This window comes from Paracoccus albus (genome assembly GCF_027913035.1).
In the GTDB taxonomy this organism is placed as follows: domain Bacteria; phylum Pseudomonadota; class Alphaproteobacteria; order Rhodobacterales; family Rhodobacteraceae; genus Paracoccus; species Paracoccus albus.
In genome coordinates, this window is record NZ_CP115775.1 from 2,547,666 (window position 1) to 2,569,677 (window position 22,012).

Genomic DNA, 22,012 nt, shown 5'->3' on the forward strand with positions numbered 1-22,012 from the left:
CGGCTTTCAACTGGATTGAAAGGCCGTCTGATCAGTCCTGTGGAAACCAGGATGTGTCCATCTCGGCATAGCGATCATGGAAATCGGTAAGCTCGATCATCTCGCTCTCTTTCAGGATGCGAACCTGATCCTGATCGCGCTGGATGAAACCTTCGCGCTCAAGGCGGAGGAAAGTCTTGCTGATATAGACGTTGGTCAGCCCCAGATAGTCTGCGATCTGGCTCTGGGTCATTGGCAGGCGAAAGGTATCGGTCATTCTGCGGTTGGTGATCCGCAGGCGCGCCAGCAGGTCGAGCAGCATGTAGCTGATCCGTTCTTGCGCACTCATCCGGCCCATGGCGCGCAGCACGTCGATCAGCACCACATGGTCTCTCAGCGCGATCGAGATGAGCAACGCGGAAAGCCGTGGCGATTTCCTCAGAATTTCGTCGAGAGAGGATTTCGGGAACGGGCACAGCCACACGTTCTCCACCGTGCGCAGGGTTGTCGTCGCGTGTTTCAGAGCGACATCCGGAAACCCTATGATATCACCCGGATGATGAATCTTGACAATTTGGCGCCGACCATCGGGCAGATCCGTATAGCTGAAAGCCCAGCCGTGCTTGACCACATAGAGGTTCCTATTCTCTTCACCCCCCTGATATATCTCCTGTCCCGCAGGGAAAGTGCGCTGGGACTTTTCCAGCCTCGCAAGCCGCTCTTTGTCCAGATCGGACAGCGGCATGTAGTGAGAAAGTTTGGTAACCAGGCAACTGGATGCTTCGGGCACGACAGAGCTCCTATTCCTGACCTCGAATATGCAGCCAATCGAAGATGTTGAGAACCACGAAAATCAACGCCGTGATGAAAGCCGCTTCTTTAAGATAGCCGAGACCGCAGGCAATTCCGATCGAGCCCACAGCCCAGATGGCGGCTCCGCTGCGGATGCCCTTGAGGCGACCGTTATCGCCCGGCGACATGATCGCGCCGGCACCAAGGAAACCGATACCGCCCACGATACCCTGTATGAAGCGGGTCGGATCGACGGTCATGGCCTCATCCTCCGCCACTCCGCTCAGCGCGAAGTTCAGCGTGACGACCATCAGCGCGGCCGAGCCGATCGCGACAAGCACGTAGGTCCCGGCCCCGAGTGGTTTTCCCTTGATCTCACGGTCCAGGCCGACGACCAGCCCGCCCCCTCCCGCGAAGAGGACGCGCATAATGAATTCGCTGAAATCAATCATTTTCCAACGTGCTCCATGAAGGTTGCCGTAAGCTTGGTTAACAGGTTTAGGGAGCCTGACCTACCCTCTGCTGGTCCCTCATTCATAACGAGAATCTGCAGGTTGGATCTGGGTATTCGGCTTCCCCGTCTGACGCAAGCGCGCCGGGCGCGGAGCCCTCAAATTGCTCAAGCGTCCGGCGCGCTTGCTGTGGCGTCTGGTTGGCGAGGGACGAGTGCGGCCTGACCGTGTTGTAGTCGTAACGCCAGAGGGCCAGCTTGCGCCGTGCATCATCCAGGCTGTCGAATATCTCCTCGTTCAGCAGTTCGGTCTTAGCTAGCAAATGCACCAAATTGCCGACTGGATCGGGGGCGTGAGGTTTGATCCAATGTCGGCATGTCGGAACCTTTGGTAGTCCAGACGTTGGCGCAGAAACGCGCCGAGATCCTCGGCCGGATCAAGGCCTATGAGGCGCAGATAGCTCCAGGCCAAACACGACCTGGCACATGTGAATGCGACGATCGAACTGTTCGCCGCTCCTGAGCGACAGAGGGCGCCTTACATGGTCAGCCATGGCTTCTTCAAAAAGGGCGAGATCGCCGACATCTGCGTCCGCCATCTCGACGTCGACGGGGAGATGACGACCCGCGAACTCGCCAAGTGGGTCATGGCCGAACGGGATCTGGAGATCTCGGATGCCGCCCTGAGGAACTCGGTGGTGTTCAAGGTGGTCCAGGCGTTGCGCCACGCCAAGCGCCGAAAGCTCGTCCGTATGGTGGAGAAGCGTAAAGGGATGTGCTTGTGGGCCGCCGGAGACGCTGTCACGGCTCACGCGTCGTTGCCAGTATCCCTTCCACGCCCGGCTGACCGGCACGGCAAGCGCCCCGCCGATCAGGCGATCGGCCAGACATCCGTTGCTTTCGTCCCGATGATCCTCGAGCCAGGCAGCATGGGTTGCGCAGGCATCGAGATGCCGCCCTTCAACCCTCAGATGCTGGCCGCCGATCATCCGCCTCAGCCGCGAGAAGTAGCTCTCGGCACCATTTGTGTGAGTATCATTCAGACTGTAAGCTTCTTAATGATTGATCCTTTGCATGTCGAAATCGGGCTCCAGAAGGTCCCAGTGCGTGCCCTCATCGGCCGGAACGACCGTGCCGGAAGCGATCTGCTCCCTTACGAAATCAACACTCTGGCCCTCACGCAGGAAGGTCCGTGTGACAGTCCGCCCGTCGCGCTGGCGCAGCACGACCACCACGCGGCGCTTGCCGCTGCGGTTGCCGAGCAGCCGCCGATCAACACGATCCTCCCGCAAGTTGGCGGGCCGGACATGTCCACCAAAGGCAGCTCCGCCCACCTCCACCTCGCCCGCCAGGCGTATATCCCGGGTCTTGGCCGCCATCGCCTCGCGAAGCTTGTGCATCAGCACGAACGCCGTCTTGTGCTGCACGTCCAGATCGCGTGAGAGTTGGACTGCCGACAGCCCCTTGGCCGCGTTCACGAAAAGGCAGATCGCGCCGAGCAGGTCGACGAAGGATAGCTTCCGCGACGCAAAGATGGTGCCGGAGGTCACGCTGAACTGGCGATGGCAGGCCGCACATTTGAAACGCCGGCGGGTCGTCAGATCGTAGATATCCACGCACCCGCAGGCCGGACAAACCGGCGCACCGTTGGTCTCTTGCCAACGCAGCCGGCAGAACCGGCGATAGGCGGCCTCCTCGCCATCGGAGAAGATCACCTTGAGCGAAAGTGTTCGTGCCGCCGCGGAGAGAAGAAAGTGCTGCGTCATGGAGACCTCCAGAGCCATTATGTTCACATAATGTTCTTAAGTACTCGCTCCGTCAATGTCTTGGTGCATTTGATACCTAAGACGTAAGCGTTCGCAGGACATCACGGTCGGCTTAGCTTGACGGTTTGAAGTTCCATGGCAGCAGGTCGTCGATGCGGCTTTGCGGGTGGCCGTTGGCGATGGCTGTCAGGGTTGCCTTGAGATAAGCGAAGGGCTCGATGCGATTGATCTTGCAGGTCTCGATCAGCGAGGCAATGCGGCCCCAGGCGATGCCGCCTTCGTCGTGGCCGGCGAAGAGGGCATTCTTGCGATTGAGGGCAATGGGACGGATCAGGTTCTCGACCCTGTTGGAGTCGATCTCGACACGGCCATCGGTCAGGAAGGTTTGCAGCCCGTCCCAGTGGTTATGGATATAGGCCAGTTTTTCGCCCAAGCGGGATTTGGCGGAGGTCTTGCGGCGCTGCGCCTGCAGCCAGTCGCCGAAGGTGGCCACCAGCGGCGCGGTGCGGGCTTGGCGGGCTGAGAGGCGCTGGCCGGAGGAGACGCCGCGGATATCGGCCTCGACGGCATAGAATTCGGCAATGCGGCGCAGGCCCTCGGCGGCGATCGCTGATCCGTCGCGGTCGAAGACCTCCTTCAGTTTGCGGCGCGCATGCGCCCAGCAATGCGCCACGCGAATGGGCGCGCCGCCCTTGCGCGAGGGTTTGGTCAGTCGATTGTAGCCGGTATCGCCGTCGACCTGCAGAATGCCGTCGAAGCCGGTCAGGAAGGTTTCAGCACATTCGCCCGCGCGGCCGGGGGCGTAGAAGTAGACCACGCCGGGCGGGTCCTCGCCGCCCCAGGATCGGTTATCGCGGGCGAGTGCCCAGAGATATCCGGTTTTTGTTGCTCCGCGCCCCGGATCCAGCACCGGGGCGGTGGTTTCATCCATGAACAGCTTGCCGGATCGCTTCAGATTCTCGGCCAACCGGTCGACGACGGGCTTCAGATGGAATGCAGCCTTGCCGACCCAATCGGCCAGCACGGCACGGTGCAGATCAAGCCCCGCCCGCGCCAGGATCTGGCTCTGGCGATACAGTGGCAGGTGATCGGCATATTTGCTGATCAGGACATGAGCGATGGCACCTTCGGTTGGTAGCCCGCCCGCGATCAGATGTGAGGGTGCCGGGGCCTGCGTCACGCCGTCGGTGCAGGTCCGACAGGCATATTTCGGGCGCACGGTGACGATGACGCGCAACTGGGCCGGCACGATGTCCAGACGCTCACTGCGGTCTTCACCGATCCGATGCATGACACCGCAGCCGCAGGGGCAGATCAGGCTGTCAGGCTCGATTACCTCTTCAATGCGCGGAAGGGCGGCAGGCAGATTGCCAATGGTGCGCTTGGGCGCGGACTTGGTCGTCCCGCCCCCTGCTTTGGGGGCACGGATTTCCTTTTCCGCCTCAACCTCGGCCAGCGCGATGGACAGATCCTCGAACGCGAGCTGCCGCTCGTCCTCGGACGGCTTTTCCGAACGCTTGCCATGCAAGGCCCGGTTCAATTCGGCGATCAGATGCTCTTGCCGCCGGGTGATATCCTTGAGCGCCGCGACCTCTTCCAACAGCGCTTGCACCGCCGCGCGTTGCGCGGACGGGATGGCGGAAAGATCAAGGATTGCTGCGGTCTGCATGCTCGAGAACTATCAGAAACGCTTGACAAAAACACGCAAAACCAAGCGGCTGATTCACTCTGCCGCAGCCGGTGGACGGGTTTCCAGCGCTTTGACGCGGCGCCAGTCCAGACCGGAAAGCAGCGCCTCGAACTGGGCATGGTTCAGCGCCATCATCCCGTCCTTGATGGCGGGCCAGGTAAAACTCGCATCCTCCAGCCGCTTATAGGCCATCACCAGACCCGTGCCGTCCCAATACAAGAGCTTCAACCTGTCCGCCCGGCGCGAGCGGAACACAAAGACCGTGCCGGTAAACGGATCCTTGCGCAGCACCGATGACACCAGTGCCGCCAAACCATCATGGCCCTTCCTGAAGTCGACGGGCTGTGTCGAGACCAGAACCCGCACACGATTGGAGGGAAACATCATGACCGCAATCCGATCGCCAACATGATCTCGGCAATGCGTGCGGCAGGCGTGGCGCTATCCAGCCGGATGGTCATCTGGCCTACAGCAATCTCGATGGCTCCAGTATCTAGCGCTTCGGACTTGCCCGACGGACCTGAAAGAACCGGAACAGGGGCGGAAAGGCCCCGGTCAGGCAGCACGATCGGCGCAAAACAAAGGCCGTCATCCTCGTCTGCAGGCAAAACCAAGCGGCCATCCCGCGCCCGACTGCGCCATTCCGACAGATGGTTCGCCCGAAGCCCATATCGCGCCGCGACCGCGTTAACCGTCGCCCCCGGATTCAAGCTCTCGGCCACGATCCGCGCCTTGATCTCATCCGGCCAGCGCCGCTGCCCGTTCGGTCGGATGTCTACCCCATAGTCCCTGAGAAACTCCAACGTAGTCGCCATCGCGAAACTCCCGCACAATCTCCGTCAGGCGCGAAATCTCAGACCGTGTGAAAACAAGGAAGGTGGGGCACAGGCGCCGCTTACGGAGAACCCGACCAGCGCCGCATCCGTCGCGTCCGTTCCCGTCATTGCTGCCACAAGATTATCTGTCATGGTGTCATCATCATAGCACCCGCCCGCATGTTCGGAATGACCGAAGCCCCGGCGACACGGGGCGATCACGCGAAAACCCGCCTCAGTCAGCGCGGCCGTCTGCTATTTCTACATGTCATGTCCCAGTGGCCGACGCTGCATCACCACAACGTCCGTGCCGTCGCCTTCGACGCGAATGAGCAGCTCCGTTCCGGCTGCTACGCTAACGTGCGAAATCGGACATTGTCCGGCCTGCAGGGTCGCTCAGGCGTTAGTTAGGTCAACGCACCATGGAAAACCGGGGTAGTACGCGCGAGATCGTGCGAACGAACTGTAGCGCCGGATATCAGGTGGAACTGCGCTCATGACGGCCCTCTTTCACTTCCTCGATGATCTTGCCACAAAAGGCATCGAGATCGCCGGGATTGCGCGACGTGATGAGCCCCTGATCGGTGACGACCTCGCTGTCTTCCCACTTGCCGCCCGCGTTTTTCACATCGGTTTGGATCGACGTGTAGGAGGTAACATTGCGACCCTCGATCACACCCGCCTCGACCAGCAGCCAGGGCGCATGGCAAATCGCGGCCAGCGTCTTGCCGCTGTTGAAAAAGTCGCGCACGAAGGCAACGGCCTTCTCATTGGTGCGCAGGATGTCGGGGTTAATCTGTCCGCCGGGCAGCACAAGCGCGTCGAAATCCTCGACCCGCGCATCGTCGAGGGCAAGATCGACGTCGATGCTTTGGCCCCAGTCATCTTCGTCCCATCCCCTGATGGAGCCGCTTTCGGGGGAAATTACGGTGATCGTCGCGCCCGCCTCTTCCAGCTGCCGTTTCGGTTCGAACAGTTCTGACTGCTCGAACCCATTGGTGGACAGAATTGCAATTTTTGCGTCTTTGATGTCGGTCATGTCGAATTTCTCCGTTCGGTTTCGATACGTGATTCCGACATCCACACCGCACGGGGCGTCGGTGTCGCAGTATCAAAATGATCGTTCCAAATATAGAACCGTGTCGATATTGCTCTGGTTCCGAACGGCCGGAAAAAATCAGTCGAGCAGGGCTTCGCCGGTCTTCAGCAGCGTACCGGCTTCTGCCTTGTCCATGCCTGATTTGCGCATAAGCGTTGCGCCATAGGCCAGCGACACCAGCGCACGCGCCTTGGCGCGGATAGCGGGATTCGCTCGTTCGCCACACTTCTGAAAAGCTTTCGATCCAATCGCTCTGGTCTTGGGCGATGGCGCGCACATCCGCGTCGTGGGGCGCAAGTTCGGTGATGCAGTTGGCGAGAAGGCAGCCGTTTTCGCCCCCGCCATTCGCGATCAGCATCAGCATAGCGTGAATAGCCTCGCGCGGGGACCCGGCAGCTTCGGCGATCCCGGCCATCTTCTCCCGGTTGATTTCGCAGTAGTGACTGACAGCTGCCATCAGCAGATCCCGCTTCGAGCCGAACGCATCGGAAAAGCTCGACCGGCTTAGACCTGTCGCCTCCAGCAGATCCCGACCGAAGTCGCTTCAAAGCCGTTCTTCCAGAAAACTTCTATCGCGGCATCCAGCGCCGTCGCGCTGTCAAAACCTTTTGGACGGCCCCGTCGCGCCGACCCGATTGCCCTATCATCGTCGTGTGAAATCAATTTTTTATCCATGCAGCTGCAGTCGATACCGCCTGGTCAAATTACCGCATCTAGAACTGCATAGCGATGACCCGTTTCGACCGCTTAACCCAGACGGTCGGTCAGGCAGGCGCAACCGAGGTCAGCTTTGTTCGCGGTTCGGTCGCTGCTCCTAAGGGTTTTGCTGCGCGGCATGCGAACGACCGAACCCGCAGCTGCGATGCGGCATGAAAACTTGCGGCGCCACAGCGAATATTCCGCTGCTAGCGCGCGCAGCAAGAATTTGACGCTTCTGCAACGGGCTCCTTCCGGACGTTCTCCGCAGCGCAGTATGGGCCCAAACCCGTACGTTTTTGTCACCGGCGCTTACCACCGTTTTTGACCGAAATCTCACGTTTGTAATCTGGGAAGTAAATGTCTAAAGACTTCTGCGGCCTCGGCAGCCGGGACGCAAACGTTACTTGATGGGTCTTTTTCAGACTTCAACATCATGTCGCCCGCACATTCTTACCTGTTGTCGCAACGCGCACAGCAACAGCGCCGTGGCCGGAAAATGATGGAAACGACGCAAAGGTAGAAATGCAACTCAATAGCTTAAGTACGTCACTCATCCTTCTTTTGATGTTGATATTTTTCGGGGGCACCTTCCTGCTCTCGCTTTCGATCGGACGTAAGAAAGAAAATGCCGACGACTACATGACTGCAGGCAACCAAGTCGGGTTCGGTATTTCAGCTGCATCCATGACAGCCACCTGGATTTGGGCCTCGTCGCTCTACGCTTCAGCAACATCCGGCTACACCTACGGAATATCCGGTCCCATCCACTACGGTCTCTGGGGTGCTCTGATGATCTTGTTCATCTATCCCTTCGGCCGCCGTATTCGCAGTCTAGCCCCGCATGCGCATACGCTGGCTGAAATCCTGCATGCCCGTCATGGCCGCTCAAGCCAACTCATCCTTGCGGGGTCGAACCTTCTGGGCAGCCTTCTCAGCCTTACGTCGAATTTCATCGCAGGGGGTGCGCTGATCTCGATGCTATCGCCTCTATCGTTCAGCGCGGGTATATTGATGATCGGGACAGGCGTTCTGCTCTACACCCTCTGGTCCGGTGTGCGCGCGTCTATCCTGACCGACTTTATCCAGGTTTGCGCCATGCTCGGTGCTGTCGTGGTGATTGTACCGGTCGTGTTTTTCTCAGCCGGTGGCCCCGCTATCTTTGCGGAAAACAGTATCAATCTGACCGCGGCGCAGCAGAGCTTCTTCTCCTCTGAAGCGTTCTTCAATCAGGGAGCCCCCTATATCGCGGCCGTTCTGGCCTATGCGATCGGCAACCAGACAATCGCACAGCGCCTGTTCGCGGTGCGCGAGGACAAGATCAAGCAGACCTTCATTACAGCGACGGTCGGCTACGGAGCCACGGTGATCGGGGTCGGCATCCTGGGCGTTCTGGCTCTTTATATAGGTGTCGATCCGATGAACGGTGACACCAATAACCTGATCCCGCAACTGGCGTCGATCTATCTCGGGCCCGTCCTGCTGTGCGTGTTCTTCGTAATGGTCATCGGGTCCCTTGCATCGACCGCGGATTCCGACCTTGCGGCCATGTCCTCGATCGTGATGACCGACATCTATGGTCGCAACATCGCAGCAGACGGTGAAGCCGATCCGCGCAAGATGCTGCTGATCGGGCGTTTGACGATGATAGCCGCGACGGCGGCCGCGCTTTTCTTTGCCAGCGTCCAATTCAACATTCTGGAACTGCTGGTTCTGGTTGGGGCGATCTGGGGCGCGCTGGTCTTTCCGGTCATTGCCAGCTTCTACTGGAACAAGGTCACCAACCGTGCCTTCACCATATCAGTGCTGGCGGCGCTGGCCTGCTTCTTTCCCGTCCGCTTCGGCTGGGTGCCGCTTGAAGGCAGCGTCACCATCGTCACGGACCTCTTGGCGATCGTCGGGATCGGCGTAATCGCCGGACTGATGTTCTTCGGCTTCCTCGGAAGCCGAGCCGGGATTGCTGCGGGCGTCATCGCAAGCCTTGCCGTCCTGCCCTTTGGCATGGGGTTCCTGCATATCTATCCGATCCTGACTGCGTCGCTTATCGCGTATGCCGTCAGCATGATCCTCTGTGTCGCCTTGTCTTGGAACAATCGAAACTCGTTCGACTTTGCAAGAATTCGCCATGAGGCCGGAAGTTTTGACGATACCCCTGCAACAACCTGAATGGAGAAGATCATGTCCCCCACCATTCTGACGATCTACACCTTGATCTGGCCCCTCATCGTCGCAGGCGTCCTCTTTGTACTGGTCAGCGCATTCTGGAAGGAATGGCGCAAAGGCCGCAGCAAGGGCCGCAGTTTGATTTAGAAAAAGGCCGGCGACATCCAGCTCGCCGGCCAGTCCAACAGGGAAGAGGTCAGTCATGAACAACAACCGCCCCGTTCAGACATGGCCAGAGGCCGCGTCGTGTTAACCAGAAGATAAGATATGCCGCTCACGCCGTTGACAGTGGCCTCTTATCTCCCTTAAGCAGACAGTCTGCTTGCGATGGCGTCGCGAAGCACTTCCATCATTCAGTCCTGCACGCCCGGATCTTGAGCCGTAGCAAAGCTACGGCGAGGGAGTTCGAGATGTCTGTTATCGTTCAGGCGCCGCTGCGCCAGTCCTCCCCCCCTCTGCTCGGCATGATCACCATGTCACTTGCAATGCTTCTTCTACCGGCAGGTGATGCCATCACAAAATCCCTGACGAGCACTCTGCCACCGTCACAGATTGCGGCGCTCCGAGCCCTTGTGCAGGCTGGCTTTCTAGCTGGGGCTTTTATGCTGATGCGTCATCGCCTCTCAGGGCGTCCTTTCTCGATATGGTCGTTTCTCTCAGGCCAATGTGTTTCGGTTATCAGCCTGAGCCTGATTGCAGCCTTCAAAACCATGCCCATTGCGACGGCTATCGCAATTTTCTTCATCGAGCCGTTGCTCTTAACACTTCTCGCAGGATTTCTGCTCGGAGAAAAACCCGGACCGCATCGCTATGCTGCGATCGGAATCGGGATGTTAGGTGTTCTTCTGATCCTGCGACCAAATTTTGCAACCTTTGGTCTAACAGTTTTTCTGCCAGTTGCCGCCGCAGTCGCCTATGCGCTGAACATGATCATCACACGTAGGGCGACGCGAACTGCCTCCGCACTGACGTTCCAACTCGGGTCCGCTGCTTATGCTTGCATCACGCTGGTGTTGCTCATGCTGATGACCTCGGATCTACATAAGATGCTCAGCCGCCTGAACCCGCAGATTGCGTTGAGTCTCGCCGGGGCTGGCGTTCTGGCAGCGACCACCTTCCTGTTGATCGCGTATGCCTTCAGCCGGGCCGAAGCCAGCGTTTTGGCACCCTTTCAGTATCTCGAAATTCTTGGAGCGACGTTCATCGGTCTTTTCGCCTTCGGCGATGTTCCGGATGAAGTGACGGTTTTTGGAACGCTCGTGATCCTTGGCTCCGGCATGTATGTTTTCCACCGGGAGAGGCAGGCAAACCTACCTGTGCGGCGCAGCCATACCCGCGCCATTTCCAAGGCAGCAGGTCATCAACCTTTGTGATCTTGTAATCAGGGATACGTGCCAGAGTGTCGGCGAGCCAGGAGTGGGGATCGATGGCGTTGAGCTTGGCCGTTTCGATCAGCGTGTAGGCGATGGCGGCGGCCTTGCCGCCCGCCTCCGAACCGACGAAGAGGTAGTTATTGCGGCCGAGGGCGATGGCGCGCATGCCGCGTTCGGCGGCGTTGTTGTCGAGTTCGAGGATGCCGTGGTCGAGATAGGGGCGCAGGCGTTCCATGCGGGTCAGGGCATGGCGGATGGCGGCCGCGAGCGGGGATTTGCCAGAGATCGTGGTGAGTTGCAGGGCCAGCCAGACCTCCAGATTGTCGAAGATCGGGGCCGCATGTGCCTTGCGAAGTTCGACCCGGACATCCGGTGGCGACCCTCGGGCTTCCTTCTCGACGGCGTAGAGTTGCGCGATCCGGCCGATGGCCTCTTCGGCGATCGGGGAACCCTGCGATCGGTGGATGTCGACGAACTTGCGCCTGACATGGGCCATGCAGGCGACCTCGCGGATCGCTCCGGTCCGATACAAGTCCTCGAACCCGGCATAGCCGTCGGCATGCATCCATCCTCAGAAGCGGGCGAGATGGTCCTTCGGGTGCTGGCCCTTGCGGTCGCCGGAGAACCGATACCAGGCGGCCGGTGGGGCCTGCCCGCCCCACGGTCGTTCGTCGCGGGCATAGGTCCAGAGCCGTGCCGTCTGGGTCTTCCCGGTGCCGGGGGCAAGCATGCTCGCGGGCGTGTCGTCGGCGAAGATCGCCTCGGCCGACAGGACATAGCGGCCGATGGCGTCAGCGAGGGGTTCAAGCAAGGCAGTAGACTTGCCGACCCAGTCGGCCAGGGTCGATCTGTCGATGTCGAGCCCCTCACGGTCGAAGATCTGGCTCTGGCGATATAACGGAAGATGGTCGGCGTATTTGCCGACCAACACATGAGCCAGCCCACCGGCCCCCGAAAGCCTCATCCCAATGGACCAAAGGCCGGTCATACACTAACAATCAAACTGGACCACTCAGGTGGGGCTGATCAGCAGGACATGACCCGAATGTCCGCATGAAAGGAAAGACAATTATGAGCGAAGAACGAGACAGAAAGACCGCAATCTGGCGGGGCACGTTCAACCGCTGTCCCAATTGCGGAGAAGGCCGCCTGTTCACGGGCTACTTGCAGGTGGTGCCCGAATGCGGACATTGCCATGAGCCGCTTGGGACCTACCGGGCGGCGGATGGGCCGGCCTTCTTCACCATGACGATCGTCATGCTGCTGCTGATCCCCGCCATCGGCTTTGGCTGGGTGCTGTTCAAGCCCGATCCGCTGACCTTCTTTGTGGTCCTCACCGTTCTGATTTCCGTTCTGACGCTGGTCTTGCTTCGCTTCGTCAAGGGGGCTTTTGTCGCCTATCTCTGGGCGCATAATGAGCGCGACCGTGGCGCCTGACTTCGGGCCATCCGGGCGGCTTGTCCGGGCCGGACATTAGCCATACACTGAACGCAAATTGCAAGTTTTTCTGCATACAAAGGGTGAAAATATGTGGAAGCCCCGGATCCACTTGCCGAGCGTCGAAAGCCCAACCCCTAGATCAGACGCAACCTGACGCCGTGTCAGGCCGCTGGTGAGTGCAATGCGAACCGCATCCCGTTTGAATTCCGCGCTGTGTGTCGCTGCCATATCCTGTCTCCTTTGGTGAGAGCATCGCTCTCAGAAGACCGGAACGAAACCGCGACAGGTCCAAACCTCGTAGCGTACTTCGAGAGGGGGATTGCCGTCACGCCAATTCAGTCCGGCTAACAGAGCCGGTCGAGTGCAGCTTGATCAGCGTATTCCAGAGCCAGATGACCAGCCCGCCGACTTCCAGGTACACTGTAAGCGGCGGCCACGCCCCATTGAATTGATGTGTTTCTGACGCCTGACGCGCCTGCGATAGGGTCTGCTTGAGCAGATGGAGGTTGCGCATGGCGGATGGTGGTGATGGGTTCATGGGCCGGTGCGAGGTTGTCGAACCGCGGCGACGAGGCAAGCGGCGGTGGCCAGCTGAGTTGAAGGCACGGATTGTTGCCGAGAGCCTTCTGCCGGGTGTCCGGGTTGTCGATGTGGCAGCGCGCTATGACATTCTGCCCCATCACCTGTCAGATTGGCGTCGCCATGCCCGGCAGGGTCGGCTGGCACTCCCTGGTGACCTGATGGACGGGCTGACCACATCCTCAGGCTCGGCGGTGGCAGAACCTGCCTTCGTGCCGCTGTCGATTTTGCCTGAAGCTTCCGATCAGCCGGTGCCCTCAAGAGGCGTTGATGCACAGGGTTGTTCCGGGGTGATGGTGATTGAGGTCGGACGCGATCTGTTGCTGCGGATTCCCGGCGATGTTGCAGTGGAACGCGCGGCCGCACTGGTGCAGGCGTTGCGAGGGGCGTCGTGATTGTCGCTGGCGGGCGGCTGCCGATCCTGATCGCGACACGCCCGGTGGACTTTCGCTGCGGGCATAATGCTCTGGCACTGATGGTGCAGACCGAATTGAAGCTGGATCCGTATTCGGGTGTGACGGTGGTGTTCCGCTCGAAGCGCGGGGACAGGCTGAAGATCCTGGTCTGGGATGGCACCGGCATGGTGCTGATTTACAAAGTATTGGAACATGGCAGCTTCGCCTGGCCGAAGGTTCAGGATGGGGTGATGCGGGCGTCTCGGGCGCAGGCGGAAGCCATGTTCGAAGGCTTGGATTGGCGCCGGACGGTTGCGCGTCGGGTGCAGGCCCCGACTGCGGCAGGATGACTCACCGGGTGAGTTTTGGTGTTGTTTTGTTGGGCTTTCTGTCCCCGATCGGGTAGAAATGCGTATGTCGCAGACCTTCGATCTCAGTCAATTCCCGGACCTGCCGCCCGAGGTGGTGAAGGCCTTTGCGGCGGTTCAGTTCGAGCTTTCGGTCGAACGTGCGGCGCGCCAGCATCAACAGGCGGTGGTGGCCGAGAAGGAGGCCTTCATCACCGAGCTCAAGGAGCTGATCGAGAAGCTGGAAGGCCAGGTTCAGGATTACCGGCGCGCGAAGTTCGGACCGAAATCGGAAAAGCTGGACCCCGCGCAGCTGGAACTGGCGCTGGAAGACCTGGAAACCGCGATTGCCGAGACGCAGGCGCAAATCGCCGCTGTCGAAGAGAAGATCGCGGCCAGCGAACGTGATCCCGAGAAGCGCAAGCCGCGCGCCCCTCGCAAGGCACGGGCGCTGCCCGAAAGCCTGCCGCGTATCGAGCGCGTGGTCGAACCCGACAGCATTGCCTGCCCCTGCGGCTGCGGCGACATGGTCCGGATCGGCGAAGACCGTAGCGAACGGCTGGATTACATCCCCGCGCGCTATCAGGTCATCGTCACGGTGCGACCCCGATATGCCTGCCCCAAGGGGCGCACAGGTGTGGTGCAGGCCAAAGCCCCCGCGCATCTGCTGGAAGGCAGTTGGCCGACCGAAGCGCTTCTGGCGCAGATTGCCGTCTCCAAGCATTCGGAACACATGCCGTTGAACCGGCAAGCCGTGGTCATGGCCCGGCACGGGGTGCCGATCGATCGGTCGGTTCTGGCCAACTGGATGGGCCGGACTGGGGCGCTGATCGCCCCCATAGTCGATCACATGGCCAAGCAGTTGATGACCGACAGCACGCACCTCTATGTCGATGAAACCACCGCCCCGGTGCTGGATCCAGGTAAGGGCAGGACAAAGACAGGTTATCTCTGGGCGGTGCTGCGCGATGATCGTGGCTGGAACGGCCCCGCGCCGCCCGGCGTGGTGTTCCATTACCGGCCCGGGCGAAAGGGCGAATACGCCGCTGAAATCCTCAACGGCTTCAATGGCACGATCCAGGTCGATGCCTATGGCGCCTATACCCATCTGGCCACGCCGAAACGCACGGGCGGCGATCCGCTGCGGCTGGCATTCTGTTGGGCGCACGGTCGGCGCAAGCTGATCAAGGCCATACCGAAGAAGGGATCACCCATCGTCGATGAGGCGCTCTTGCGGATCGCCGCCCTCTACAAGATCGAGGAGGCCATCCGTGGCTCAGACCCGGATCGTCGCATAGCCGTGCGTCAGGAACTGTCCCGCCCGCTGGTCGATGAGTTCTTCGCCTGGCTGGCGGCCCAGGCCGCACGGGTCTCGCACAAATCCGACCTCGGCGAGGCCATGGCCTACATGCTGAAACGTCAGGATGGCTTCCGGCTGTTTCTCGACGACGGCCGCGTCGACATCGACTCCAACCTCGTCGAAAACGCCATCCGCAGCCCCGCCATGAACCGTCGCAACGCGCTATTCGCCGGCCACGATGAGGGCGGAAAAAACTGGGCCCGCTTCGCCAGCCTGATCGGCTCGTGCAAGATGAATGGTGTCGAACCCTATGCCTACCTGCGCGATCTGTTCACGAAACTGGCCAATGGCCATCTCGACAAGGACATCGATGCCCTGATGCCGTGGGCTTACGCCCAGCAGGGCTGGGATGCATAGGGACCTCGTCTCGTAGTCCCTGACGAGCTACCGACCGTCATCCGCTTCATCCCACCGCGACACCGCGCAAGGGCAAAATCAATGGGGCGTGACCGCCGACTTCCAGGTACACTTAATCCGAGGTCAACCGACTGTCGGGCGAAGGGGCAGCACATTCTCCTTCGCACGCACCATGGGAGGCTGCTTCGGTTCCTAGCGGCCCTCTATTCGTTCGCTCTTGCCACAAACGGTGGTAAGCGCCGGTGACAAAAACGTACGGGTTTGGGCCCATACTGCGCTGCGGAGAACGTCCGGAAGGAGCCCGTTGCAGAAGCGTCAAATTCTTGCTGCGCGCGCTAGCAGCGGAATATTCGCTGTGGCGCCGCAAGTTTTCATGCCGCATCGCAGCTGCGGGTTCGGTCGTTCGCATGCCGCGCAGCAAAACCCTTAGGAGCAGCGACCGAACCGCGAACAAAGCTGACCTCGGTTGCGCCTGCCTGACCGACCGTCTGGGTTAAGCGGTCGAAACGGGTCATCGCTATGCAGTTCTAGATGCGGTAATTTGACCAGGCGGTATCGACTGCAGCTGCATGGATAAAAAATTGATTTCACACGACGATGATAGGGCAATCGGGTCGGCGCGACGGGGCCGTCCAAAAGGTTTTGACAGCGCGACGGCGCTGGATGCCGCGATAGAAGTTTTCTGGAAGAACGGCTTTGAAGCGACTTCGGTCGGGATCTGCTGGAGGCGACAGGTCTAAGCCGGTCGAGCTTTTCCGATGCGTTCGGCTCGAAGCGGGATCTGCTGATGGCAGCTGTCAGTCACTACTGCGAAATCAACCGGGAGAAGATGGCCGGGATCGCCGAAGCTGCCGGGTCCCCGCGCGAGGCTATTCACGCTATGCTGATGCTGATCGCGAATGGCGGGGGCGAAAACGGCTGCCTTCTCGCCAACTGCATCACCGAACTTGCGCCCCACGACGCGGATGTGCGCGCCATCGCCCAAGACCAGAGCGATTGGATCGAAAGCTTTTCAGAAGTGTGGCGAACGAGCGAATCCCGCTATCCGCGCCAAGGCGCGTGCGCTGGTGTCGCTGGCCTATGGCGCAACGCTTATGCGCAAATCAGGCATGGACAAGGCAGAAGCCGGTACGCTGCTGAAGACCGGCGAAGCCCTGCTCGACTGATTTTTTCCGGCCGTTCGGAACCAGAGCAATATCGACACGGTTCTATATTTGGAACGATCATTTTGATACTGCGACACCGACGCCCCGTGCGGTGTGGATGTCGGAATCACGTATCGAAACCGAACGGAGAAATTCGACATGACCGACATCAAAGACGCAAAAATTGCAATTCTGTCCACCAATGGGTTCGAGCAGTCAGAACTGTTCGAACCGAAACGGCAGCTGGAAGAGGCGGGCGCGACGATCACCGTAATTTCCCCCGAAAGCGGCTCCATCAGGGGATGGGACGAAGATGACTGGGGCCAAAGCATCGACGTCGATCTTGCCCTCGACGATGCGCGGGTCGAGGATTTCGACGCGCTTGTGCTGCCCGGCGGACAGATTAACCCCGACATCCTGCGCACCAATGAGAAGGCCGTTGCCTTCGTGCGCGACTTTTTCAACAGCGGCAAGACGCTGGCCGCGATTTGCCATGCGCCCTGGCTGCTGGTCGAGGCGGGTGTGATCGAGGGTCGCAATGTTACCTCCTACACGTCGATCCAAACCGATGTGAAAAACGCGGGCGGCAAGTGGGAAGACAGCGAGGTCGTCACCGATCAGGGGCTCATCACGTCGCGCAATCCCGGCGATCTCGATGCCTTTTGTGGCAAGATCATCGAGGAAGTGAAAGAGGGCCGTCATGAGCGCAGTTCCACCTGATATCCGGCGCTACAGTTCGTTCGCACGATCTCGCGCGTACTACCCCGGTTTTCCATGGTGCGTTGACCTAACTCACGCCCGAGTGACCCTGTAGACAGGATGATGTCCGATGTCCGGCCTTGTTGCGCAAATGCGGCGGGGGATTCACTGCGCGAATCCAGCATGATAGCTGGCGGCCATGAGCAGACCGGCGAAAACCCCGTACAAGACCACCAACTGGCATAGCTACAATCAAGCGCTGAGGCGGCGCGGATCGCTGACCGTCTGGTTCGATCCCTCGATGCAATGGGAAGCGGCGCCTTCCGGGCGTCGCGGCCGCCAGCAGGCATACGGCGACGCGGCGATCCAGGCCTGTCTTACCATCATAGTCTTGCTCGGCCTGCCACTCCGGCAAACGACCGGTTTCGTGGCGAGCCTACTGGAGCTGTCCGGACTCGGATGGGCGGTGCCGGACTTCAGCACCCTGTCCCGGCGTCAGAAGACCTTGGACGTGACCATCCCATATCGCGGCTCCAAGGGGGCGATTCACCTGCTCGTCGATATCACCGGCATCAAGGTGGAAGGTGAAGGCGAGTGGCACGCGCGCAAGCATGGCGGCTCCAAGCGGCGCGTATGGCGCAAGATCCACCTTGGAATTGATGAGGAAACGCTGGAGATCCGGGCGGTCAAGGTCACCTCAAGCAATGTCGGCGACGCCCCGATGCTGCCGAACCTTCTCGCCCGGATCTCGGCGAACGAGGACATCGCCACTGTCACGGCTGACGGTGCCTACGACACACGCGCCTGCCACGATGCCATTGCGGCCCGTGGAGCAGCAACGTTCGGGCACTCACTCGGACCGATGGCGTTCATGCCCTCACTCCACCCCGTCGAAACGCCCGGCCTTGGGAGCCGGACACGGCAGGAGCTCGCGCACGCAACGAGATCCTGCGAGCATCGAAGCACCTGGGCCGGGCACTCGGGCGGAACTGGAGCGGGTACCACCGGCGCAGCAGGGTCGAGACGAAAATGAACTGCGTGAAGCTGCTCGGCCAGCGGCTGATGTCCCGGGAATTCGACCGCCAGGTGGCGGAGGTCCAGATCCGGGTGGCGGTCCTCAACCGCTTCACGGCACTCGGCATCCCGGTGACCGTGGCCGCAGGATAAGTGTGCCCGGGGAAAGGGGGATTGCGCTCGCCAGCTGATTTATCCAACAGCGCCATCTCAGACCCCAAGCGCGCGCAGGCCCATCCAGAGGCCCATCACGATCATCATCAGGTTCTCGGTCAGGGAAATAAAGCCAAGCGGCACGTTGGAGTTCCCGCCGACGCAGGCACATTTCAATTCGCGCTTGTCGATGTAAACCGCCTTGAACACGCTGACCGCCCCAATGGTCCCGATGAACAGGGCAACCGGCGCGGAGATCCATGTCAGGACGCCCGCAGTCATCAGGATGCCAGCCAACGCCTCGCCGTAGGGGTAGATCTTGCCGTAGGGCACCCAACGTTTCGCCAGCAGGTCGTAGTTCAGGAACATTGTCGAGAACTGCTCGACGTCCTGAAGCTTCTGGATCGCAAGCACGGTCATGGACAACGAGATGAACCACTGGAAGCTCTGCCAAGTCAGGATCGTCCCATACTGATGCCACGCCAGCCCGAGTGCTAGCAGGGCACAAACTGAAAAAATTGCGATGACAGGGCGGTAGGTCGTGTCGCTCTGTTCTTCCTTAGGCGGGTCGATCCCGAGGAAAATGCGCAGGTCGTCATGACCCCCGATCCGTTCCCCGTCGATGAAGGTCTGCGGCGTCGTCTTGACGTCATGCTCGCGCTTGAAGGCTTCGGTCTCGTCCTTGGTCTTCAGGTGGTGATCTTCCACGGTGTAGCCTTTGCGCTCCAGCAGATCTTTGGATTTCAGACCAAAGGGGCATGTGTGCTCAGGCATGACCATGCGGTAGAGAACGGCGGTTTTCTCGGTATCTTTTGGCATGATCATATTCCTCAATTCGTGCAGGTGTACTGACCGCGGAAACCGGCCTCGTAGTCAGGGCCCGCGCTGATGACGAAATCCTGAAGATTGTCATCCTCCGTATCGCGCACCTGAATCGTGATCGGGTCAGCCGCGAAGCTGTCTTCCCCGCCATCGAGTTGCACAAGATCACCGCTGATCTTGACCAGGGCGGTGCCGTTTCCGGACACGAACACGGACGGGCTCGTTTCAGTGTAGGTGAAGCTGCATGCGGCCCCATCCGGGAAGACCTGGGCAATATCTGCCTGCGTCAGGAACTCCGGATCGACCTTGGAAACGACCTCGCTGGACAGGGCGTCCTGAGCGGGTTTCAGTTCGGCTGCCGGTTCCTCCCCTGCGGGGGTTGCCTCTCCATTCGCCGATATGTCTGCGATCAGATAGCGCATCTCAGCGATTTCCTTATCTTGGGCGTAGATGATGTCATCCGCCAAAGTGCGCACCCTTGGATCGGTGATTTCTGCACGGGACGACGTCATGATGGCGATTGAATGGTGCGGGATCATCGCCCGCATGTAAGCCCGGTCCTGCACCGTCACCTGACTGCGCTCCAGCCAGAACGCCCCTGCGAAAACAATGATGGAGCCCGCGAAGATCGCGATGTTGAGCGTGCGGTTCTTGTACATGCCGAGCATGAAGACCAGCATGACAAAGGCCATGACCGCCCCCATGACGATGGCCATATAGTCGCGTGTTTCCGACCAGAAGATATGGCTGATCAGATAGGTGTTTAGGTACATCAACCCGAACATCAGGACCGTAGACACGGTAATCATCAGGAAAAAGCGGGAATAGGCCATCGTCACCTCAAAGTGCGGTTAAGGGAACAACAACCTTCCAGTGGGTGGATGTTCCCTAAAAGTTGACTTTTTTCGGCCTACTCCTGATGGGTTCTTTCAAGTTGATAGAGGTGGTCGCGAGATTTCGGACCAGTTGCTAAGCTGTAGCGACTGACGAAGGAATACCCCAGATGACGAAGTGGAAACGCTATTCGGCGGAGTTCAAGGCCAAGGTTGCTCTTGAGGCCATCCGTGAATTGTTGACGACGGCCGAGCTGGCCAAGAAATACGGCGTCCATCCCACAATGATCAGCGGCTGGAAGAGAACGGCGATTGAGAACATGGCATCGGCGTTTGGCGGTGCCACATCGGCCGAGCCGGTGATTTCCGAGAAGGATGTCGAGAAGCTGCACGCCAAGATCGGCCAGCTGGTCGTGGAACGGGATTTTTTATCGGAATCCTCCAGTCTCATCCTCGGCACTGGAGGCAGAAAGCGTTGAAGCGGGACCATTTCGATCTCAGTGTCCGTCGCCAGTGCAGCCTGCTGTCGCTGGCGCGCTCCAGCCTCTACTATCACCCGCGCGGGGAAAGCGCCGAGAATCTGGCCTTCATGGAAATCATCGACCGGCAGTTCCTTGAAACGCCCTGGTACGGCTCGCGGCAAATGGCCCGCCACATGCAGCGAGAGGGGTACAGATGCGGGTGATCAGCCCCACCTGAGTGGTCCAGTTTGATTGTTAGTGTATGACCGGCCTTGGGAGTGTCTGAAACTCTGTGTATCTGATCGGGGCCACACGGTTATCAGATACGGTCAGGCGTCGAAACGCCCAGTGAACATTATGGCCAGCTGATTGCGGGCCGCAACCCATTCCCGAACAGCGCGGCCGCCCTTTTCGAAGTTGCGGATAGCCAGAAAGATCAGCTTCGTGGCGGCCTCCTCGGTCGGGAAAGAACCCTTGGTCTTCAGCGTTTTCGGCAGCACACGGTTCGGCGATTCTACGGCATTTGTGGTGTAGATGATCTTCCGGATCGCGGCGCTGAAGGCGTAGAACGGCGTGACCTCGGCCCAGGCCCGACGCCAGGCGGGGCGATGGATGGGTATTTCCCGGCCCACTTTTTCTCGAAGGCATCCAGCTGGCGGGCAGCCTCCTCTGCGGTCGGGGCCTCGTAAATGGGGCGCAGGTCAGCCGCCACGGCCTTGCGATCCTTCCAGCTGCAGAGGTTCATCGAATGCCGGATCAGATGCACGATGCAGGTCTAGACCATGGTCTCTGGGAAGGCCGCAATGATCGCCTCGGGAAAGCCCTTCAGCCCGTCAACGACAGCTATCAGGATGTCCTGAACGCCCCGGTTCTTGAGCTCGTTCATCACCGACAGCCAAAACTTCGCGCCCTCGTTCTCGGCGATCCAAAGGCCGAGGACCTCGCGGCTGCCGTCGCGGGTGACGCCGAGGGCCACGTAAACGGCCTTGTTCTTGACCGTCCGGCTGTCGGCGTCCCGGATCTTCACCCGCAGCGCATCGAAGATCACAATGGGATACATCCGGTCCAGCGCCCGGCTCTGCCATTCCCGGACCTCGTCCAGCACAGCATCGGTGACGCGGCTGATCAGGTCGGGCGAAACCTTCAGGCCATAGACGTCTTCAAGGTGGGCGCGGATATCCCGGACCGTCAGCCCGCCGGCGTAGAGCCCGACAATCTTGTCATCCATCCCGTCGATCCGGGTTTGGCCCTTCTTCACCAACTCGGGCTCGAAGCTGCTGTCCCGGTCCCGCGGGATCGCCACTGGCAATTCCCCGTCCTGTCCCATCAGCACCTTGGCCGATGTGCCGTTGCGACGGTTGCTCTGTCCGGCAGGGGCGTCCTTGCCCTCTTCATAGCCAAGATGCGCTGTCAGCTCCGCGCCCAGCATCCGTTCCATGAGCTTGATCTTCAGCTCTTTCATCAGCCCGGCATCGCCGAGCAGATCTTCAGGGCGATCCACGCCCTTCAGCAATTCGTCCAGGATTTCTTTCGAGATGCTCATTCATGCTTCCTTTCGGTGAAGCATGAACCGGATCAGTCAT

20 protein-coding genes and 6 pseudogenes are annotated in these 22,012 nt (G+C 59.9%); 12 read left to right on the forward strand and 14 right to left on the reverse strand.

Features of this window, described 5'->3' with window-relative positions; all coding sequences use genetic code 11:
* Positions 1 to 31: 31 nt before the first annotated feature.
* The 9 genes and pseudogenes from PAF20_RS12830 to PAF20_RS12870 all read right to left on the reverse strand — a co-directional run bounded on the left by PAF20_RS12830 (position 32) and on the right by PAF20_RS12870 (position 6,937).
* Positions 32 to 769, reverse strand: a complete 738-nt coding sequence (locus tag PAF20_RS12830) for a Crp/Fnr family transcriptional regulator (RefSeq protein WP_271071015.1) — start codon at positions 767 to 769, stop codon at positions 32 to 34.
* A 10-nt stretch (positions 770 to 779) separates the two neighbouring features.
* Complete coding sequence (locus PAF20_RS12835) at positions 780 to 1,223, reverse strand: MgtC/SapB family protein (protein WP_271071016.1); 444 nt, start codon at positions 1,221 to 1,223, stop codon at positions 780 to 782.
* Positions 1,224 to 1,305: 82 nt separating this feature from the next.
* Positions 1,306 to 1,536: pseudogene (locus PAF20_RS12840) on the reverse strand (integrase core domain-containing protein); the annotation flags it as partial.
* A 501-nt stretch (positions 1,537 to 2,037) separates the two neighbouring features.
* A pseudogene (locus PAF20_RS12845) lies at positions 2,038 to 2,988 on the reverse strand (IS1595 family transposase); the annotation flags it as partial.
* Between the two features lie 112 nt (positions 2,989 to 3,100).
* A complete protein-coding gene (gene tnpC / locus PAF20_RS12850; RefSeq protein ID WP_271071017.1) occupies positions 3,101 to 4,657 on the reverse strand; it encodes an IS66 family transposase in 1,557 nt (518 codons plus the stop codon).
* A gap of 54 nt (positions 4,658 to 4,711) precedes the next feature.
* Positions 4,712 to 5,065, reverse strand: coding sequence for an IS66 family insertion sequence element accessory protein TnpB (gene tnpB / locus PAF20_RS12855; RefSeq protein ID WP_271071018.1), 354 nt, complete (start codon positions 5,063 to 5,065; stop codon positions 4,712 to 4,714).
* Positions 5,062 to 5,493, reverse strand: a complete 432-nt coding sequence (tnpA, locus tag PAF20_RS12860) for an IS66-like element accessory protein TnpA (protein ID WP_271071019.1) — start codon at positions 5,491 to 5,493, stop codon at positions 5,062 to 5,064. Before tnpA (PAF20_RS12860) ends, tnpB (PAF20_RS12855) begins: the two co-directional genes overlap by 4 nt.
* Positions 5,494 to 5,971: 478 nt before the next feature.
* A complete protein-coding gene (locus PAF20_RS12865; protein ID WP_271071020.1) occupies positions 5,972 to 6,532 on the reverse strand; it encodes a type 1 glutamine amidotransferase domain-containing protein in 561 nt (186 codons plus the stop codon).
* A 138-nt stretch (positions 6,533 to 6,670) separates the two neighbouring features.
* The gene (locus PAF20_RS12870; RefSeq protein ID WP_271071021.1) at positions 6,671 to 6,937 is read right to left on the reverse strand and encodes a hypothetical protein; all 267 of its coding nucleotides are present in this window, start codon (positions 6,935 to 6,937) and stop codon (positions 6,671 to 6,673) included.
* Positions 6,938 to 7,930: 993 nt separating this feature from the next.
* On the opposite strand from PAF20_RS12870, the gene PAF20_RS12875 reads away from it, so the two are divergent.
* The 3 genes from PAF20_RS12875 (at position 7,931) to PAF20_RS12885 (ending at position 10,824) form a co-directional block, all read left to right on the forward strand.
* Entirely contained in the window at positions 7,931 to 9,454 is a 1,524-nt protein-coding gene (locus tag PAF20_RS12875) for a sodium:solute symporter family transporter (protein ID WP_271071022.1), read from the forward strand.
* A 12-nt stretch (positions 9,455 to 9,466) separates the two neighbouring features.
* Positions 9,467 to 9,598: a putative transporter small subunit gene (locus PAF20_RS12880; RefSeq protein ID WP_271071023.1), complete on the forward strand. Its 132-nt coding sequence runs from the start codon at positions 9,467 to 9,469 to the stop codon at positions 9,596 to 9,598.
* A gap of 263 nt (positions 9,599 to 9,861) precedes the next feature.
* Positions 9,862 to 10,824: a DMT family transporter gene (locus PAF20_RS12885; protein ID WP_271071024.1), complete on the forward strand. Its 963-nt coding sequence runs from the start codon at positions 9,862 to 9,864 to the stop codon at positions 10,822 to 10,824.
* Here the strand turns inward: PAF20_RS12885 and tnpC (PAF20_RS12890) are convergent.
* Positions 10,787 to 11,776: pseudogene (tnpC, locus tag PAF20_RS12890) on the reverse strand (IS66 family transposase); the annotation flags it as partial. The gene PAF20_RS12885 and the pseudogene tnpC (PAF20_RS12890) sit on opposite strands and share 38 nt — an antisense overlap.
* Before the next feature lie 119 nt (positions 11,777 to 11,895).
* Here tnpC (PAF20_RS12890) and PAF20_RS12895 point away from each other — a divergent pair.
* Positions 11,896 to 12,261: a DUF983 domain-containing protein gene (locus tag PAF20_RS12895; RefSeq protein WP_271071025.1), complete on the forward strand. Its 366-nt coding sequence runs from the start codon at positions 11,896 to 11,898 to the stop codon at positions 12,259 to 12,261.
* A 105-nt stretch (positions 12,262 to 12,366) separates the two neighbouring features.
* Here the strand turns inward: PAF20_RS12895 and PAF20_RS12900 are convergent.
* Positions 12,367 to 12,492, reverse strand: a pseudogene (locus PAF20_RS12900) (transposase); the annotation flags it as partial.
* A gap of 284 nt (positions 12,493 to 12,776) precedes the next feature.
* Between PAF20_RS12900 and tnpA (PAF20_RS12905) the strand changes: the two are divergent.
* From tnpA (PAF20_RS12905) to PAF20_RS12930, 6 genes and pseudogenes are all read left to right on the forward strand, one after another.
* Positions 12,777 to 13,238 (forward strand): IS66-like element accessory protein TnpA, encoded by a 462-nt coding sequence (gene tnpA, locus PAF20_RS12905; protein WP_271071026.1) that lies wholly within the window; start codon positions 12,777 to 12,779, stop codon positions 13,236 to 13,238.
* The gene (gene tnpB / locus PAF20_RS12910; protein WP_271071027.1) at positions 13,235 to 13,588 is read left to right on the forward strand and encodes an IS66 family insertion sequence element accessory protein TnpB; all 354 of its coding nucleotides are present in this window, start codon (positions 13,235 to 13,237) and stop codon (positions 13,586 to 13,588) included. Before tnpA (PAF20_RS12905) ends, tnpB (PAF20_RS12910) begins: the two co-directional genes overlap by 4 nt.
* A 64-nt stretch (positions 13,589 to 13,652) precedes the next feature.
* On the forward strand, positions 13,653 to 15,302 hold the full coding sequence (gene tnpC, locus PAF20_RS12915; protein ID WP_271071028.1) for an IS66 family transposase: 1,650 nt from the start codon (positions 13,653 to 13,655) through the stop codon (positions 15,300 to 15,302).
* Between the two features lie 899 nt (positions 15,303 to 16,201).
* On the forward strand, positions 16,202 to 16,468 hold the full coding sequence (locus tag PAF20_RS12920; RefSeq protein WP_271071021.1) for a hypothetical protein: 267 nt from the start codon (positions 16,202 to 16,204) through the stop codon (positions 16,466 to 16,468).
* 138 nt (positions 16,469 to 16,606) lie between these two features.
* Positions 16,607 to 17,167, forward strand: coding sequence for a type 1 glutamine amidotransferase domain-containing protein (locus PAF20_RS12925; RefSeq protein ID WP_271071020.1), 561 nt, complete (start codon positions 16,607 to 16,609; stop codon positions 17,165 to 17,167).
* 178 nt (positions 17,168 to 17,345) lie between these two features.
* A pseudogene (locus PAF20_RS12930) lies at positions 17,346 to 18,313 on the forward strand (IS5 family transposase).
* A gap of 57 nt (positions 18,314 to 18,370) precedes the next feature.
* Here the strand turns inward: PAF20_RS12930 and PAF20_RS12935 are convergent.
* Complete coding sequence (locus tag PAF20_RS12935) at positions 18,371 to 19,132, reverse strand: glutaredoxin family protein (RefSeq protein ID WP_271071029.1); 762 nt, start codon at positions 19,130 to 19,132, stop codon at positions 18,371 to 18,373.
* 11 nt (positions 19,133 to 19,143) lie between these two features.
* A complete protein-coding gene (locus PAF20_RS12940; RefSeq protein WP_271071030.1) occupies positions 19,144 to 19,968 on the reverse strand; it encodes a DUF305 domain-containing protein in 825 nt (274 codons plus the stop codon).
* Positions 19,969 to 20,138: 170 nt separating this feature from the next.
* Here PAF20_RS12940 and PAF20_RS12945 point away from each other — a divergent pair, with 170 nt between their 5' ends.
* Together PAF20_RS12945 and PAF20_RS12950 are read left to right on the forward strand one after the other, a co-directional pair.
* A complete protein-coding gene (locus tag PAF20_RS12945; RefSeq protein ID WP_271071031.1) occupies positions 20,139 to 20,447 on the forward strand; it encodes a transposase in 309 nt (102 codons plus the stop codon).
* On the forward strand, positions 20,444 to 20,653 hold the full coding sequence (locus PAF20_RS12950; protein ID WP_271071032.1) for a hypothetical protein: 210 nt from the start codon (positions 20,444 to 20,446) through the stop codon (positions 20,651 to 20,653). The genes PAF20_RS12945 and PAF20_RS12950 overlap by 4 nt, the downstream gene beginning before the upstream one ends.
* Before the next feature lie 105 nt (positions 20,654 to 20,758).
* On the opposite strand, the pseudogene PAF20_RS12955 reads toward PAF20_RS12950, so the two are convergent.
* Positions 20,759 to 21,972: pseudogene (locus PAF20_RS12955) on the reverse strand (IS256 family transposase).
* Positions 21,973 to 22,012 lie beyond the last annotated feature (40 nt).

What these genes read in the sequence shown, in the direction of transcription:
- PAF20_RS12865 (WP_271071020.1), bottom strand. Translation starts at nt 6,532, where the DNA reads ATGACCGACATCAAAGACGCAAAAATTGCAATTCTGTCCACCAATGGG.
- PAF20_RS12940 (WP_271071030.1), bottom strand. Translation starts at nt 19,968, where the DNA reads ATGGCCTATTCCCGCTTTTTCCTGATGATTACCGTGTCTACGGTCCTG.
- PAF20_RS12875 (WP_271071022.1), top strand. Translation starts at nt 7,931, where the DNA reads ATGACTGCAGGCAACCAAGTCGGGTTCGGTATTTCAGCTGCATCCATG.
- PAF20_RS12870 (WP_271071021.1), bottom strand. Translation starts at nt 6,937, where the DNA reads ATGGCGGGGGCGAAAACGGCTGCCTTCTCGCCAACTGCATCACCGAAC.
- PAF20_RS12925 (WP_271071020.1), top strand. Translation starts at nt 16,607, where the DNA reads ATGACCGACATCAAAGACGCAAAAATTGCAATTCTGTCCACCAATGGG.
- PAF20_RS12895 (WP_271071025.1), top strand. Translation starts at nt 11,896, where the DNA reads ATGAGCGAAGAACGAGACAGAAAGACCGCAATCTGGCGGGGCACGTTC.
- tnpA (WP_271071026.1), top strand. Translation starts at nt 12,777, where the DNA reads ATGGCGGATGGTGGTGATGGGTTCATGGGCCGGTGCGAGGTTGTCGAA.
- PAF20_RS12945 (WP_271071031.1), top strand. Translation starts at nt 20,139, where the DNA reads ATGACGAAGTGGAAACGCTATTCGGCGGAGTTCAAGGCCAAGGTTGCT.
- tnpC (WP_271071017.1), bottom strand. Translation starts at nt 4,657, where the DNA reads ATGCAGACCGCAGCAATCCTTGATCTTTCCGCCATCCCGTCCGCGCAA.
- tnpC (WP_271071028.1), top strand. Translation starts at nt 13,653, where the DNA reads ATGTCGCAGACCTTCGATCTCAGTCAATTCCCGGACCTGCCGCCCGAG.
- PAF20_RS12880 (WP_271071023.1), top strand. Translation starts at nt 9,467, where the DNA reads ATGTCCCCCACCATTCTGACGATCTACACCTTGATCTGGCCCCTCATC.
- tnpB (WP_271071018.1), bottom strand. Translation starts at nt 5,065, where the DNA reads ATGATGTTTCCCTCCAATCGTGTGCGGGTTCTGGTCTCGACACAGCCC.
- PAF20_RS12835 (WP_271071016.1), bottom strand. Translation starts at nt 1,223, where the DNA reads ATGATTGATTTCAGCGAATTCATTATGCGCGTCCTCTTCGCGGGAGGG.
- PAF20_RS12935 (WP_271071029.1), bottom strand. Translation starts at nt 19,132, where the DNA reads ATGCCAAAAGATACCGAGAAAACCGCCGTTCTCTACCGCATGGTCATG.
- PAF20_RS12885 (WP_271071024.1), top strand. Translation starts at nt 9,862, where the DNA reads ATGTCTGTTATCGTTCAGGCGCCGCTGCGCCAGTCCTCCCCCCCTCTG.
- PAF20_RS12920 (WP_271071021.1), top strand. Translation starts at nt 16,202, where the DNA reads ATGGCGGGGGCGAAAACGGCTGCCTTCTCGCCAACTGCATCACCGAAC.
- tnpA (WP_271071019.1), bottom strand. Translation starts at nt 5,493, where the DNA reads ATGGCGACTACGTTGGAGTTTCTCAGGGACTATGGGGTAGACATCCGA.